The following is a 14,842-nucleotide window of genomic DNA, read 5'->3' as shown; positions in this document are numbered from 1 at the left end:
GCAGGACCAGTCTCTTCACCCCAACCACCAACGACTTAATCTAGGAATACAATCATGGACGCTGAAGCCGCCAAGTACATCGGTGCCGGTCTCGCAACCCTGGGCATGATCGGTTCGGCCCTGGGCGTGGGCAACATCTTCGGTCAGTTCCTGGCCGGCGCCCTGCGCAACCCGTCGGCCGCCGCCGGCCAAGTCGGCAACCTGTTCGTGGGCGCCGCCCTTGCCGAAGCCCTGGGCATCCTGGCCTTCGTGCTCGGCATCCTGATGATCTTCGGCTGATATCAGCCGATACCGGCGCGCGGGGTTCGCCCGCGCGCCGCTTCATCTGATCCTGCAGCAGACGGTTCATGGCCAGCACCCACACCAATCATGCGGTTCCGGCTTCGGTCGAAGCGGACCTGCACGCCGAGACGGCGACCGCCGCCGAGCACGGCTCGGGCGGCCTGCCGCAATTCCAGTTCGAACACTGGGCGGGCCAGATCGGCTATCTGCTGATCCTGTTCGTCATCCTGTATGTTCTGGTCTCCAAGGTCTTCGCGCCGCGCCTTCGCAAGGTGATGGACGAGCGGGCCGATACGATTTCCAACGCCGTCGCCACCGCGCGTCAGGTCCAGGCCGAGGCCGCCGACCAGGCCGCTCAAGCCCAGGCCGAGGTCGCCAAGGCCCGCGCCGACGCTCGCGCCATGGCCGCCGCCGCCAAGGCCCGCGTGACGGAAGACGCCGCCACCCGTCAGGCCGCTGAAGAAGCCGTCGTCAACGCCCGCATCGCCGAGGCCGAGACCGCCATCGGCAAGACGCGCGACGCGGCCATGGCCAATGTGGCCGTCATCGCCTCCGACGCCGCTGCCGCCATGGTCGAGCGCCTGACCGGCAAGGCCGCCACCTCGGCCGAACTGGCTACGGCCAAGGGAGCCGTCTGATGAACCTGATCTTCGAACACGGCATCTGGAGCTTCGCCAATGCGGAGATCTGGGTCGGCATCGGCCTGCTGATCTTCTTCGGCATCCTGATCGCCGCCGGCGTGCCCAAGATCGCCGCCGCCCAACTGGACGCCAAGGGCGCCAAGATCCAGGCCGACCTGGACGAGGCCGCCCGTCTGCGCGCCGAGGCCGAGGCCCTGCTGGCCCAGATCCGCAAGGAGAAGGCCGAGGCCGAGGCCCAGGCCGCCGAGATGATGGCCCAGGCGGAAGCCGACGCCCGTCGTCTGGAAGTCGAGTCCAAGGCCAAGCTGGAAGAGACCCTGGCCCGTCGTCAGAAGATGGCCGAGACCCGCATCGCCCAGGCCGAGGCCCAGGCCTCCGCAGAGGTCAAGGCGGCCGCCGCCGACCTGGCCGCCAAGGCCGCGGAACAGATCCTGGCCGCCCGCCTCGCCGGCGGCGCCAAGGATCCGCTGCTCGACGCCGCCATCGCTCAGATCGGCGACCGCCTGAACTGAGACCGGCTGGCTTAGCCGAACGAAAAAAGGCCCCCGGCGTCGCTGGGGGCCTTTTCTTATGTCTGAATGGCCGCGGTCAGTGGGCGGTGGCGCCGCCCATGAAATGCGCCGCTTGGCGTTTTTCACGCGTCACCAGACGGGCGTAGACATTGCCCAGAACGATGCCGAACACCGCATGGGTGATCAGCAGCCAGCCGATGGTGCCGAAGCCGGCGGCGGCCGAGAAGGTTCGGTAGTCGCCCAGCATCATGATGGCCCCCATCATCACCACCCAGGCGCCGACGGCGAAGACGATGCCCTTGGTCTCGGGGGTATCGGTGGGCAGGCGGGGACACATCAGACCGAACAGCGGGCCCAGAATGAAGACGCCGCTGAAGGCGTGGATCGCCCAGCCGACGGCGAGATTGCCGGGCATGCCGATCATGGTGGCGATGACCCCCTGGAAGGGGTCGAACCAGTTCAGGAACAGGTTGGGTATCTCAAGCAAGGAAACGGCGACGGTCGCGGCGACGCCCGCGATCATGCCCTTTTGTACGCGTGACATCATGACCTTAGCGCCTCCCAACGCATTAGTGGCTCTCTGATAACGCCCGCGCAGGATACGCCTGTAGAGGGAGAACGGCGTTCACGTTCCTGTGGTTAGCGGGTGCAGCAACGCAACCGCGAAATCAGACGCCAACTAGCGGAACATCTTCCGGAAATAGCGGCGCATGCCTTTGCGTGTACGCGTCAGGCGACGGCGTGATCGCTTCAGCACCACCTTCTCGGCGCGCAGGGCCTGCTGCCAGAAGACGGGGGCGAACTCCGGCTTCTTCCGCATGAGTCGGCGGAAGGGATAGACCCATTTCGGCCGGGCGTACTGGGCGCGGATGAACAGACGCTTGGCCCAGAACGAGCTTTTCAAGATCAGCATCAGGCCGACCGCGATGACGGGGATGCCGCCGGGGCCGGGCAGTGGCGCGATCAGAATCCCGAGCAGAACGACGAACAGACCCCCGGCCATCAGCGCCCAGCGTTTCACCGCACGCAGCGTACGGCTGCGCGGGTTGGAGGACGGAAAGCGAAACGCGGTTACGAAGGTCAAGACGGCCCAGATGGGGAGGAGGAGGCAAAGAGACAACGATCATCACGACCGGCCGATCCCTGTAGGCGACTGGAAAAGACGACCGTGGCGAACCTGCCACAACGACCCTTAAGACTCCGCTTCGATGGCCGATCCGTGTCAGCCTTATGAAGCTTCGGTCATGATTAGGCGTGGATTTACAGCTGTGTCTCGAATGACACGCCGTTGAGGCTCAGCCGTAACGGACGCCGGTCAGCCGTTCCGATTCCCGCCAAAGCCAGTCGGCGACCTCGGCGTCGCGGGCCTGGGGCTTGATGACGGCCGGACCTGGCGGTCCCTTCAGCTCCTGGAAGCCCTGGGGCCCATAATAGGCGCCCGGCGGGGCGTCCGGCAGGGTGGCGGCCATGAGGATGGGCAGGGCGCCGTCGGCGGCGGAATGGCTGGCGAAGGATTCCAGCATGTGGGTCGCGCGCGCGAACAGGCTGGGGCGGGCGCCAGCGTGGCCGTTGTCGATCAGGTCGGTGCGGGCGAAGCCGGGGTGGGCGGCGACGCTGGTCAGGCTCCAGTCTTGCCGGTCGCTGCGGCGCTGCAGTTCCAGGGCGAACATCAGCATGGCCAGTTTGGACTGTTGATAGACCGGCCAGGCGCTGTAGCCGGTCTTATAGTTCAGATCGTCCAATCGGATGCGACCGCCCCTGTGGGCGATGCTGGCCAGTTGCACCACACGGGCGCGGGCCGCCGTCAGCAAGGGCAGAAGCCGGCCGGTCAGGGCGAAGTGGGACAGATAGTTGGTTCCAATCTGCAGCTCGAAGCCGTCGACGGTCGTATGGCGCGTCGGCACGGCCATGATCCCGGCGTTGTTGACCAGAATGTCGATGGGCCGCCCCGCCTCCCGGTACCGCTCGGCGAAAGCCGCGACCGAGGCCAGGTCGCCCAGGTCCAGCAGGTCGAACCGGACATCGGCGGTCGGATGTTGCGCGCGGATTCTCTGTTCGGCCTGGGCGCCCTTCTGCGGATTGCGGGCGGCCAGAACGACCTGCGCGCCCTTACCGGCCAGCACCAGAGCGGTTTCCAGCCCCAGACCGCCGGTCGCGCCGGTGACGACGGCCAGTTTGCCGCTCTGATCCGGAATATCGTTTGTGGTCCAGGTCGTCATCGGCGTTATCCTGTCGCTGAAAAAAGAGTCGCTCTAAAGGGCTCCGGCTTGCATATCTGCATCCGGTGCAAATATGCAAGAAGTGCAAGATGACATTTCCGTCGAGCCAGGCCTGCGCGAGCGCAAGCGCATTGAGACTCATGCCCGGATACAGGCCGAGGGCATACGGCTGTTCCTGCAGAACGGCTTCGAGGCGACCACCCTGGATGAGGTCGCGGCGGCGGCCGACGTTTCGCGACGGACCCTGCTGAACTATTTCGGGTCGAAGGAAGAGATCGTCTTCTCGATTAAGGCCGATTTTCCGCAACGGATCGCCGACGCGGTCGCCGCCCGCCCGGCGCAAGAGCCGCTGCTGGACATGGTCGAGGGGGCGCTGGCCGACGTCGCGGCCCGGTTCCAGACGCCCGAGATCCTGGCTTTGACCCGGCTGATCCACGACACCCCCAGCCTTCAGGCGGGCGACCACGCCAAGTACGAGCGGATGGAGCGGCTGCTGGCCCATGCCCTGGCGGCGCGCAAGGGCATGGCGCCCGACGACGTCGCCTGCCGCGTCGTGGCCGGGGCCGCCGTCAGCATCATGAAATTGGCCGCCGAGGCCTGGCTGGCCCGTCCGGACGGCGAGCCTGAACAGTTCGGCCGAGAGGCCTTTGCGGCGCTGCGGCGCGTCGCGGCTCAGCCCTGATCCACCGTCATCCTAAGGACGGGCCCCAAGATGACGGTAGAGAGAAGAACGATCCGATAGGCGGCTTACGCCGCCTGGTTCGACCCTTCCGGCGCGGTCCAGCGCAGCACCGGCGAGCGGGCGGCGCGGGTTTCGTCCAGGCGCTTCAGCGGCGCATGGAAGGGCGCGCCCTTGAAGCGGTCGACGTCGCCGGCTTTGGCAGCCTCCGCCAACAGACGCATGGCGTGGATGAAGCGATCCAGTTCGGCCTTGGACTCGGTTTCTGTCGGCTCGATCAGCATGGCGCCGTGGACGACCAGGGGGAAATACATGGTCATCGGGTGGAAGCCCTCGTCGATCATCGCCTTGGCGAAGTCGAGCGTGGTGATGTCCGTCCCCTTCAGCCATTCGTCGTCGAACAGGGCCTCGTGCATGCAGGGGCCGTCAGGGAAGGCCGCCGACATCAGGTCCGACAGGCGGGCCTTGATGTAGTTGGCGTTCAGGACCGCATCCTCGGCCACCTGACGCAGGCCGTCGGCGCCGTGCGACATCATGTAGGACAGGGCGCGCACATACATGCCCATCTGGCCCTGGAAGGCGCACAGGCGGCCGAAGGCCTGCTCGGCCTCGTCTTCCTCGCGCTCGATCAGGCGATAGCCGCCGTCGTCATGTACGACCCACGGGGCCGGCGCGAAGGGGGCCAGGGCTTCCGACAGCACCACCGGACCCGCGCCCGGACCGCCGCCGCCGTGCGGCGTCGAGAAGGTCTTGTGGAGGTTGATGTGCATGGCGTCGACGCCCAGATCCCCCGGACGAACCCGGCCGACGATGGCGTTGAAGTTGGCGCCGTCGCAGTAGAAATAGGCGCCGGCCTCATGGGTCAGGCGGCTGATCTCCAGGATGTCGCGCTCGAACAGGCCGCAGGTGTTGGGGTTGGTCACCATGATGGCGGCGACGTCGTCACCGAGCTTGGACGCCAGGTCCGCCACGTCCACGCGGCCGTCCTCGGTCTGGGCGACCTCGACGACGGTATAGCCGACGAAGGCGGCGGTGGCCGGGTTGGTGCCGTGGGCGCTGGTGGGCACCAGCACCTTGCGGCGCTTCTCATGCTGGCCTGAGGCCTCGTGGGCGGCGCGGATCGACATCAGGCCGCACAGTTCGCCGTGGGCGCCGGCTTTCGGAGACAGCGCGACGGCGGGCATGCCGGTCAGGGTCTTCAGCCATTGGGCCAGGGTGTCCATCAGCTCCAGCGCGCCCTGAACCGTCGAGATCGGCTGTAGCGGGTGGATGTCCGAGAAGCCGGGCAGGCGGGCCATCTTCTCGTTCAGGCGCGGGTTGTGCTTCATCGTGCACGAGCCCAGCGGATAGATGGCCAGGTCGATGGCGTGGTTCTTCTGCGACAGGCGCACATAGTGGCGCATGGCCTCGGGCTCGGACAGGCCGGGCAGGCCGATCGGGTCCTTGCGAACCAGGTCGCCCAGGTCCGAGCCATCGGTCTTGGGCTCAGCCAGATCGACGCCGGTCTTGCCCCAGCCGTCGCCCTCGAAGATCAGGGCTTCATTCTGCAGCAGGCCGCGACCGCCGGTCAGGGTGGCGGGCTTGGACTGGACTTGTTTCGGAGCGGTGGGGCGGCCGACGGTGTTCATGGTGCTCATGGTCAGTATCCCTTACGCGCCGAGGACTTTGGAGAGCGACTTGGCGAGGATCTGGATGTCCACATCCAGCGTGGTCTCGGTCGCAGCGACCAGCAGGACGTCGTCCATGCCCGCATCGGGGGCCAGACGGCTGTAGGGTACGCCGGCCAGCACATGGTGATCGGCTAGGGTCGAGACGACCTCGGCCGCGTTCCTGGGCAGGCGCACCGCGAACTCGTTGAAGAAGCGCGAGGTCAGGATTTCGACGCCCGGAATGGCGGCCAGGGCGTCACGCGTGGCGACCGCCTTCTCGTGGTTCAGCAGGGCCAGTTTACGCAGGCCCGTCTCGCCCAGCAGGCTCATGTGAATGGTGAAGGCCAGGGTGCAGAGGCCCGAGTTGGTGCAGATGTTCGACGTCGCCTTGTCGCGGCGGATGTGTTGCTCGCGCGTCGACAGGGTCAGGACGAAGCCGCGCTCGCCGTCGGCGTCCACCGTCTCGCCGGTCAGGCGGCCGGGCATCTGGCGGATCAGCTTCTCGCGCGTGGCGAACAGGCCGACATAGGGGCCGCCGAAGTTCAGGGCGTTGCCGATCGACTGGCCCTCGGCCGCGACGATGTCCGCGCCCATCTCGCCAGGCGACTTCAGCAGGCCCATGGACACGGCCTCGGTGACCACGACGATCAGCAGGGCGCCGGCGGCATGGGCGGCCTCGGCGATCTTGGTCACATCGGTCGCCGTGCCGAAGACGTTCGGGGTCTGGACGACGACGCAGGCCGTGTCCGGACCGATCTGGTCGATCACGGCGGCCTCGGCGTCCACGGCGGCGGCCAGGACCTGGGTCTCGACGCCGACGGCGTGAACCACGGTCTCAGTGGCCTTGACATAGTGGGGATGGACGCCGCCCGAGATCACCGCCTTGTTGCGGCGGGTCACGCGGGTCGCCATCAGCACGCCCTCGGCCATGGCGGTCGAGCCGTCATACAGGCTGGCGTTGGCCACCGGCATGCCGGTCAGGTTCGCGACCTGGGTCTGGAACTCGTACAGGTACTGCAGGGTCCCTTGCGCGATTTCCGGCTGGTAGGGGGTGTAGCTGGTCAGGAATTCCGAGCGCTGGATCACGTGATCCACCGTCGCCGGGACGTGGTGCTTGTAGGCCCCTGCGCCGCAGAAGAAGGGCACGGCGCCGGCCGTGGCGTTCTTGGCCGCCATGGCGGACAGGGCGCGTTCGACCTCCATCTCGCCGGCCACGCGGGGCAGGTCCACCGGCCCGTCCAGCCGCGCCGCCTCGGGCACGTCTACGAACAGGTCGTCGATCGATTTCGCGCCGATGGCGGCGAGCATCGCCGTGCGGTCGTCGGGCGTCAGGGGGAGATAACGCATGGTCTTGTCCTGGGCCGTGAAAGGCCGAAGACCCGCCGACTCTTAATCAGCGGGTCCGATGGGGCTTAGAGGGTGGCGAGGAAGGCGTCGTAGGCGGCCTGGTCCATCAGGGCGTCCAGTTCGGCAGCGTCCGACACCTTGATCTTGGCGAACCAGCCGTCGCCTTCCGGGGCGGCGTTGACGGTTTCCGGCGCGGTCGACAGGGCGTCATTGGCCTCGACCACTTCGCCCGATACGGGGGCGTAGACGTCCGAGGCGGCCTTGACGCTCTCGACCACGGCGAAGCTGCTTCCCTTGGAGACAGTCTTGCCGACCTCAGGCACTTCCACGAACACCACGTCGCCCAAGGCGTCGGCAGCGTGCTTCGAAATGCCCACGGTGGCGATGTCGCCGTCCAGGCTGACCCACTCGTGATCCTTGGTGAATTTCATGATCTGATCCTCAGACGGTCTTCGGTTTGCGATAATAGCGTTGCGCCACGAAGGGCATGGCGACGACTTCGGCGGCGGCGGTCTTGCCGCGCACGATGACCTTCAGGTCCGCGCCCAGCGCGGCATAGGCCGGCGGCACGAAGCCCATGGCGATGTTCTTGCCCAGGGTGGGGGAGGGGCCGCCCGAGGTGACCTTGCCGATGACGTTACCGTCCATGTCGGCGATCTCGGCGCCTTCGCGGGCCGGGGCGCCTTCCTTGACGATCAGGCCGATGCGGACGCGCGAAGGACCGTCGGCCAGTTCCTTCAGGATGCGGTCGGCGCCGTTGAAATCCGCGCGCTCCTTGCGCGACTTGGACAGGGCGAAGGTCAGGGCGCCTTCGACCGGGCTGGTCGTCGGGTCGATGTCATGACCGTGCAGCGGCAGGCCGGCTTCCAGGCGCAGGCTGTCGCGGGCGCCCAGGCCGATCGGCTTGACGCGGGCGTCTTCCAGGATCGTGTTCCACACCCGCTCGGCCTGATCCGCAGGCACCGAAATCTCATAGCCATCCTCGCCGGTGTAGCCCGAACGCGAGACATAGCAGTCGCAGCCGAACAGCATCAGCCGGGCGCATTCCATGAAGCCCATCTCGGCCAGGATCGGCTCATGCGCCGCCATGACCTCGGCGGCCTCAGGCCCCTGGATGGCGATCAGGGCGCGGTCCAGCACGGTCAGCTTGGCGTCGCCTTCCAGGTTCGCCGACCAGAAGGCGAAGTCCTCGTCCTTGTTGCCGGCGTTGACGACGACGAACAGGCCGTCATGGTCGGGGCGGCCGGCCATCAGGTCGTCGATGATGCCGCCGTCCTTGTTCAGCAGCAGCGAATATTTCTGTTTGCCGGCCTTCAGGATCGCATAGACGCCGGGCACGAAACGCTCGAACTGGGCGGTGGCGTCCTCGCCGGTGATCTTGCACTGGCCCATGTGCGACACGTCGAACAGGCCGGCGTGCTCGCGGGTCCAGCGGTGCTCGGCCAGGACGCCCTCATACTGAACCGGCATGTCATAGCCGCCGAAACCCACCATCCGGGCCCCCAGGGCGCGGTGCGCGGCGTTCAGGGGCGTGGTCTTCAGGGCTTGATCGGTCATGGTTCAGGCTTTCACGGTCGCGTTTGGTGGCGGAGCTCCGCCGTCTTCGCGCCCCCGCTGTCCTGAAGCCTGAGAGATTCCGGCGACCAAATCATGTCGCCTTGCTCCGTCGGCGCGCCCGTAAAGAGCGACTTTCCAGCGTCCGTATGCTGTCGCGGTCCGTTTGCCTGAGCGTTTCCGGGGCGGTTGCGCCTTCGGCGTCGGCCCGCCGAGGCGCACCGAACTCTCCCGCGAGAGCATCCGACCTAAGCCACCGACTCCGGCTCTAAGTCAAGCGTCGTCGGCCTTTGCAGGCGGTGTGGCGGCGTCATTATCAGCGTTGGCCTCGCCGGTTGACGCGTCGCCCTTGCCCTTACGCCGTAGGCCCGCCAAGAACGGTGCGACGCTTCCCGCCGCTTCGGACAGACCGCATGACCGCCGACCGCACCCGCCTCGACGCCCATATCGCCGCCCTGGACGCGCCCGAGGGGCTGAAGACGGTCCTGACAGTCGTCGCCGCCACCTGCGCCAACATCAGCAAGGTCGTCGCCGGCGGCGCCCTTGCCGGCGCCCTGGGCGCCTCGGGCCAGATCAACGTTCAGGACGAGGAGCAGAAGAAGCTCGACGTCATGACCAATGACATGCTGACCGACGCGCTTCTGGCCAGCCCCGCCGTCGCCGGCGTCGCCTCGGAGGAAATGGATGAGGTCCAGCCGGCGCCCCATTCGACCGGCCAATATCTGGTCCTGTTCGACCCGCTGGACGGCTCGTCCAACATCGACATCAACGCCATGGTCGGGACCATCGTCTCGGTGCTGAAGTCTGCGACGCCGACCCCGACCGAGGCCGACTTCATGCAACCGGGGCGCAACCAGGTCGCGGCCCTCTATGCCCTCTACGGTCCCCAGACCATGCTGGTCCTGACGACCGGGGCGGGCGTGAAAGGCTTCACCCTGTCGAACGAGGGCGACTGGCTGCTGACCCACGACGACATCGCCATTTCGCCGGACACCAAGGAGTTCGCCATCAACATGTCGAACCTGCGCCACTGGTCCGGGCCGGTGCAGACCTACATCGGCGACCTGCTGAAGGGCGACGAAGGCCCGCGCGGCAAGAACTTCAACATGCGCTGGGTCGCGGCCATGGTGGCGGACGTCCACCGCATCCTGATGCGCGGCGGCGTCTTCCTGTACCCCTGGGACAGCCGCGAGCCGACCAAGCCCGGCAAACTGCGCCTGATGTACGAGGGCAATCCGATGGCCTTCCTGGTCGAACAGGCCGGGGGCAAGGCGACGACGGACGGGGTGCAGCCCATTCTGGACGTCCAGCCCGAGCATCTGCACCAGCGCATCCCCGTGGCCCTGGGCTCGGCCAACGAGATCGATGCCTACGCGGGCGTGTGATGCAGATCGCCGCCACAGACGCCCTCCTGGTCATCGACCCGCAGAACGACTTCTGCGAGGGCGGCAGCTTGGCGGTCGCAGGCGGGGCGGGGATCATGCCGTTGATCAACCGGCTGGCCGAGCGGTTCTCGCGCGTGATCCTGACCCAGGACTGGCACACCCCGGACCAGATCAGCTTCGCCTCCAACCACCCCGGCGCGGCCCCTTTCACCGAGGTCGAGGTTGCCTACGGCCCCCAGATGCTGTGGCCGGATCACTGTATCCAGGGCTCGCCGGGCGCCGACTTCCATCCCGACGTCGCGCCCACGGTGCAAAAGGCGCTGGCGGTGATCCGCAAGGGCTACAACCCGGCGGTCGATTCCTATTCCGGCTTCTTCGAGAACGACCATCGCACCCCGACCGGGCTGGCCGGCCTGCTGCGCGACCTGGGCGTGACCCGCGTCTTCCTGGCGGGCCTGGCCTTCGACTATTGCGTCCGCTTCACCGCCGAGGATGCGGTGCGGCAAGGGTTCGAGGCCGTGGTCATCACCGACGCCAGCCGCGCCATCGCGCCGCAGACCGAGGCGGCGGCGCGGGATAGTCTCCGGGCCTAGGGGGTGGCGGAGATCGAGGCCGAAACCCTGCTGGGATAGGGTGGCTCACTCCCAGAAATCCTCCGCCTCCGGGATGCGGGTGAAGGCGATCTTGGCGCCGATGAATTCGGGCAGGCCCGCCTTGGGGCCGATGCTGACGGTGTCCTTGCCGTAGCGACGATTGAGGGCGTCCAGCGCCTGGGACAGTCGCAGGGACGGGGCCTCGCCGCCCTGATCCGGGCCGGTGTCGAACAGGTCCGTCTCAAAGGCGTCGCGAGATTTCAGCCCATGAACCCCGACCCCGACATAGCTCAGCCGTCCAGCCTCCAGCTCAGGCTCCACCTTGCGCCACAGGCCGTCCAGCGCGGTCAGAAGGGCGAAGGTGTCCTGCGTCGGCGCGACGGCGCAACTCATAGCCGCCGTCTCCCAGCCCCGCCGGGCGTTTCTCGGTGCAGCCTTCGGCCCCATGTCCAGATGGAGGGTCAGGCTGGCCCCGGTCAGACCCATCCGCCGCAACCGCGCGCCGCATTTGACCACCAGCCGCCGCGCCACGGCGCGCGCCTTGTCCGGCGTCCGCATGGCCTGGGCCAGGACGTGGCTGTGGCTGATGGAGGCGAGTGGCTTCTCCGGCGTCGGCTCGCTGTCCAAGCCATGCAGGCCGCGCCAGATGCGTTCGCCCTCGATGCTGTTCCAGACCGCGCGGGCCTGCCGGGCGCTCATGGCCCACAGGCCGGCGGTGTCCGTGACGCCTGCCGCCTCCAGCCGCAGCCGCATCCGCGACCCTATGCCCGGATATTTCGACACAGGCAGGTCCAGCAGCGGGCCGGGGAGTTCGTTGGCCCTCAGGATCGTCAGCCCGGCGGGCTTTTTCATGCCGCAGGCGGTCTTGGCCAGGAACCGCGACGGCGCCAGCCCGATGGACGAGCGTAGACAGTCGCCGACATGCTCCAGAATGCCCGCTTGAATCCGCTTGGCCAGAGCAACGGCATTCGCTTCCAGACGCTCCGGACCGATCAGTTCGCACGAACATTCGTCGATGGAACCGACCTTCCACACCGGCACATGGCGGTCGATCTCCGCCATGATCTTCTTGTGGACCGCGACATAGAGGTCCGGCCGCGCCTCGGCGACGATCAGGCCGGGGCACAGCTTGCGCGCCTCCGACACCCGCATCCCGGTATGGACGCCCCAGGCCTTGCTTTCATAGCTGGCGGCGATGGCGCCGGTGTATTCGCTCATCGCCGGCCGGACGATGACGGGTTTGCCCTGCCAGTCCGGGTTCATCTGCTGCTCGACGCTGGCGAAGAAGGCGTTCAGATCGACGAACAGCCAGCGTAGGCCCGCGCTGTCTTCCCCCTGTGTTTTCGCCCGTTCCATCGCTGGAACATATCAGGAACATTTCGATGCGGGAAGGCAGAAGCAATACACGCCGCTTCAGTGTGTTGCCGCGTAAGCCTCCACCTCTGCGATCCGCTCCGCCTTCTCCGCTTCGCCCAGGAACGACCCTTCGAAACTGTTCCGCGCCAGCAGCGTCACCTGATCCTTCGTCAGGCCGACCGCCGCCGCCAGCCGGCTGTAGTTGTCGTTCACATACCCGCCGAAATAGGACGGGTCGTCCGAGTTCAGGGTGACGTGGAGGCCCCGGCGCAGCATCTCGGGCACCGGGTGATCCTTAAGGTCGTCGACCACGCACAGCTTCAGGTTCGACAGGGGGCAGACGGTCAGTGTCATCTGCTCGCGCGCCAGCCGCTCGACCAGGGCCTCGTCCTCCATCGAGCGATTGCCGTGGTCCATCCGGTCGATGTGCAGCAGGTCCAGCGCCTCGTGGACATAGGCCGGCGGACCTTCCTCGCCTGCGTGCGCGCACAGTTTCAGGCCCAGCGCGCGGGCGGCGGCGAAGACGCGCTGGAACTTGGACGGCGGATGGCCGACCTCCGACGAATCCAGCCCCACGCCGATGAAATGATGCAGATAGGGTTTGGCCGCCTCCAGGGTCGCAAACGCCTCATCCTCCGTCAGGTGGCGCAGGAAGCTGAGGATCAGGCCCGAACTCACGCCCAACTCCGCCTTGGCCCGGTCCATCCCCGCGATCAGCCCCTCGACCACCACGCCGAAGGCCACGCCCCGGTCGGTATGGGTCTGGGGATCGAAGAAGATCTCGGCGTGGCGCACGTTATCGGCGGCCGCCCGCTGGAAATAGGCGAAGGCTAGATCCTCGAAATCCTTGCGCGTCAGCAGCACGGCCGCCCCGGCGTAATAGATGTCCAGGAAATCCTGCAGGTTCGAGAAATCATAGGCCGCCCGCACCGCCTCGACGCTGTCATAGGGAATCGACACGCCATTGCGCTGCGCCAGCTCGAACATCAGCTCCGGCTCCAGCGAGCCCTCGATATGCAGGTGCAACTCCGCCTTGGGCAGGCCGGCGATATAGGCGTCTAGCGATTTGGCGTCAGCCATGACGGCCTCCTTGCGCAAAGGGAACGGCGCCGGGTCGCGCACGTTGGATTACCGCACCTAAGGAGCACCGCCATGGCGGACAAACAAGACCATCCCATCAAGACCAATGACACGCCCGGGGTTATGGGCGATGGCACTGAAGAACAGAACCTTGGCCAGCCCGGCGATCCCTCCAAACGGATCACGGAAGACGAGGTTGATGAAGCCTTCTCTGAAAACAAGAAGTCCGACTGACTACATCCGCTCGGGCGTCTCAACGCCCAGCAGGTCCAGCGCGATCTCCAGCTGGCGCAGGGCCGCCGCAGAAAGGGCGAGGCGCGACCGTTTCGTGTCCTCGTCCGGCGCGACCAGCACCGGGCAGGCGGCGTAGAATTTCGAGAAGGACTGCGCCACGCGATAGGCGTGTTCGGCCACCAGATGCGGCATCCGCTTGTCATAGGCGTCGGACACGGCGGCGCTGAAAGCGTCCAGCGTCAGGGCCAGATCGCGTTCGGCCGGTTCGGCGATGAAGATCGCGCCGGGCGTCAGTCCCTGTTCGGCGCCCTTGCGCAGCAGGGATTTGATCCGCACCGACTGGTACAGCAAATATGGGCCGGTCTTGCCCTCGAAGCTCATGAACCGGTCCAGATCGAAGACGTAACTGGTGGTCCGCGCGTTCGACAGATCGGCGAACTTCAGGGCGGCGATGGCCACCTTGTGGGCGATGGATTCGAACTCCTCGGCTGGCAGGTCGTCGCCCAGCTTGGCTTCGTGCAGCCGCTCGCGCGCCTTGTCCGTCGCCTGGTCGATCAGGTCGCGCAGCTTCAGCACCCCGCCGGCCCGGGTTTTGAACGGCTTGCCGTCGGGACCATTCATGGTCCCGAAGCCCAGATGCTCCAGCGATCCCTCGACGGCGTAGCCGGCCAGATAGGCGGCGCGGAACACCTGTTCGAAATGTTCGGCCTGGCGTTCATCGACGACATACAGGGCCAAGTCCGGCGCCAGGGCCTTCTTGCGGTCCAGGATCGTGGCCAGGTCGGTCGTGCCGTACATGGCCGAACCTTCCGAGCTGATCACCAGCAGGGGCGGGGGCGAGGGCGCCTCGATCACCGAACCGTCGGCCAGCTTCTTCTTGCGAGTCTCGCCCGGCTTGGCGACATGCACCACCTGGGCGCCATCGTCCTCGACCAGAAGGCCGGTCGCCTTCAGGTGCGCCAGCATTTCGGGCATCTGCGGATCGGCGTCGCTCTCGCCATTCCACAGGTCGAAATCGACTGACAGGTCGCCGTATTCGCGCTTCAGCGCCTCGCGGCTGACCGCCACGAAATGAGTCCACAGGGCGCGATAGCCGGGCCGGCCGTTCTGCAGTTCCGCCGTCGCCTTGCGCGCGCGGTCGCGGAAGGCCAGGTCTTCCTTGGCCTTGCCGGCGGCCAGCGGATACAGCCGGTCCAGATCGGCCAGGGTGACGGGGCTCTCGGCCGGGAAGGGCCCGTCGCCCTCGACCAGGAAGCCTTCCGCCAGACCTTCGTCGCCGCAGGCCACGATCAGCAGCCCCATCTGGAAGCC

17 protein-coding genes and 1 riboswitch are annotated in these 14,842 nt (G+C 66.9%); of the genes, 7 read left to right on the top strand and 10 right to left on the bottom strand.

The window, feature by feature from the left end:
* The first annotated feature begins 54 nt into the window (after positions 1–54).
* The 3 genes from Q7J26_RS15105 to Q7J26_RS15095 all read left to right on the top strand — a co-directional run bounded on the left by Q7J26_RS15105 (position 55) and on the right by Q7J26_RS15095 (position 1,435).
* Positions 55–279, top strand: coding sequence for a F0F1 ATP synthase subunit C (locus Q7J26_RS15105; RefSeq protein ID WP_008261286.1), 225 nt, complete (start codon positions 55–57; stop codon positions 277–279).
* A gap of 68 nt (positions 280–347) precedes the next feature.
* Positions 348–920 (top strand): hypothetical protein, encoded by a 573-nt coding sequence (locus tag Q7J26_RS15100; protein WP_304937208.1) that lies wholly within the window; start codon positions 348–350, stop codon positions 918–920.
* A complete protein-coding gene (locus Q7J26_RS15095) occupies positions 920–1,435 on the top strand; it encodes a F0F1 ATP synthase subunit B (protein ID WP_008258724.1) in 516 nt (171 codons plus the stop codon). The genes Q7J26_RS15100 and Q7J26_RS15095 overlap by 1 nt, the downstream gene beginning before the upstream one ends.
* 76 nt (positions 1,436–1,511) lie before the next feature.
* Here the strand turns inward: Q7J26_RS15095 and Q7J26_RS15090 are convergent, their stop codons facing one another.
* The 3 genes from Q7J26_RS15090 to Q7J26_RS15080 form a co-directional block, all read right to left on the bottom strand.
* Entirely contained in the window at positions 1,512–1,982 is a 471-nt protein-coding gene (locus Q7J26_RS15090) for a DUF6789 family protein (protein ID WP_304937207.1), read from the bottom strand.
* Between the two features lie 132 nt (positions 1,983–2,114).
* Positions 2,115–2,519, bottom strand: coding sequence for a hypothetical protein (locus tag Q7J26_RS15085; protein WP_304937206.1), 405 nt, complete (start codon positions 2,517–2,519; stop codon positions 2,115–2,117).
* Between the two features lie 211 nt (positions 2,520–2,730).
* The gene (locus Q7J26_RS15080; protein WP_304937205.1) at positions 2,731–3,654 is read right to left on the bottom strand and encodes an SDR family oxidoreductase; all 924 of its coding nucleotides are present in this window, start codon (positions 3,652–3,654) and stop codon (positions 2,731–2,733) included.
* Positions 3,655–3,727: 73 nt separating this feature from the next.
* Here Q7J26_RS15080 and Q7J26_RS15075 point away from each other — a divergent pair, with 73 nt between their 5' ends.
* Positions 3,728–4,336 (top strand): TetR/AcrR family transcriptional regulator, encoded by a 609-nt coding sequence (locus tag Q7J26_RS15075; RefSeq protein ID WP_304937204.1) that lies wholly within the window; start codon positions 3,728–3,730, stop codon positions 4,334–4,336.
* A gap of 65 nt (positions 4,337–4,401) precedes the next feature.
* Here Q7J26_RS15075 and gcvPB read toward each other — a convergent pair whose 3' ends face one another.
* The 4 genes from gcvPB to gcvT all read right to left on the bottom strand — a co-directional run bounded on the left by gcvPB (position 4,402) and on the right by gcvT (position 8,886).
* Positions 4,402–5,970 (bottom strand): aminomethyl-transferring glycine dehydrogenase subunit GcvPB, encoded by a 1,569-nt coding sequence (gcvPB, locus tag Q7J26_RS15070; RefSeq protein WP_370651956.1) that lies wholly within the window; start codon positions 5,968–5,970, stop codon positions 4,402–4,404.
* A 12-nt stretch (positions 5,971–5,982) separates the two neighbouring features.
* Positions 5,983–7,329, bottom strand: a complete 1,347-nt coding sequence (gcvPA, locus tag Q7J26_RS15065) for an aminomethyl-transferring glycine dehydrogenase subunit GcvPA (RefSeq protein ID WP_304937203.1) — start codon at positions 7,327–7,329, stop codon at positions 5,983–5,985.
* Between the two features lie 65 nt (positions 7,330–7,394).
* A complete protein-coding gene (gcvH, locus tag Q7J26_RS15060) occupies positions 7,395–7,760 on the bottom strand; it encodes a glycine cleavage system protein GcvH (protein ID WP_304937202.1) in 366 nt (121 codons plus the stop codon).
* Between the two features lie 10 nt (positions 7,761–7,770).
* Positions 7,771–8,886 carry a glycine cleavage system aminomethyltransferase GcvT gene (gcvT, locus tag Q7J26_RS15055; RefSeq protein WP_304937201.1) on the bottom strand — a complete coding sequence of 372 codons (1,116 nt, stop codon included), beginning with the start codon at positions 8,884–8,886 and terminating at the stop codon, positions 7,771–7,773.
* Positions 8,887–9,031: 145 nt separating this feature from the next.
* Positions 9,032–9,127: riboswitch (glycine riboswitch) on the bottom strand.
* A 169-nt stretch (positions 9,128–9,296) separates the two neighbouring features.
* Here gcvT and Q7J26_RS15050 point away from each other — a divergent pair.
* The gene (locus Q7J26_RS15050; RefSeq protein WP_304937200.1) at positions 9,297–10,268 is read left to right on the top strand and encodes a class 1 fructose-bisphosphatase; all 972 of its coding nucleotides are present in this window, start codon (positions 9,297–9,299) and stop codon (positions 10,266–10,268) included.
* Complete coding sequence (gene pncA / locus Q7J26_RS15045) at positions 10,268–10,861, top strand: bifunctional nicotinamidase/pyrazinamidase (protein ID WP_304937199.1); 594 nt, start codon at positions 10,268–10,270, stop codon at positions 10,859–10,861. Before Q7J26_RS15050 ends, pncA begins: the two co-directional genes overlap by 1 nt.
* A 45-nt stretch (positions 10,862–10,906) precedes the next feature.
* Here pncA and Q7J26_RS15040 read toward each other — a convergent pair whose 3' ends face one another.
* Both Q7J26_RS15040 and Q7J26_RS15035 read right to left on the bottom strand, forming a co-directional pair.
* Complete coding sequence (locus Q7J26_RS15040; RefSeq protein WP_304937198.1) at positions 10,907–12,217, bottom strand: type VI secretion protein ImpB; 1,311 nt, start codon at positions 12,215–12,217, stop codon at positions 10,907–10,909.
* Positions 12,218–12,274: 57 nt separating this feature from the next.
* Positions 12,275–13,297, bottom strand: coding sequence for an adenosine deaminase (locus Q7J26_RS15035; RefSeq protein ID WP_304937197.1), 1,023 nt, complete (start codon positions 13,295–13,297; stop codon positions 12,275–12,277).
* 72 nt (positions 13,298–13,369) lie between these two features.
* On the opposite strand from Q7J26_RS15035, the gene Q7J26_RS15030 reads away from it, so the two are divergent.
* Entirely contained in the window at positions 13,370–13,531 is a 162-nt protein-coding gene (locus tag Q7J26_RS15030) for a hypothetical protein (RefSeq protein WP_304937196.1), read from the top strand.
* Here Q7J26_RS15030 and Q7J26_RS15025 read toward each other — a convergent pair.
* Positions 13,532–14,842: arginine--tRNA ligase (locus tag Q7J26_RS15025; RefSeq protein ID WP_304937195.1), on the bottom strand; the 1,311-nt coding region annotated here is incomplete at its 5' end.

The sequence above is a fragment of the Brevundimonas sp. genome, assembly GCF_030656255.1.
In the GTDB taxonomy this organism is placed as follows: Bacteria; Pseudomonadota; Alphaproteobacteria; order Caulobacterales; family Caulobacteraceae; genus Brevundimonas.
The sequence above is the reverse complement of the archived record's forward strand: the minus strand, read 5'-3'. Positions and strand labels throughout refer to the sequence as shown.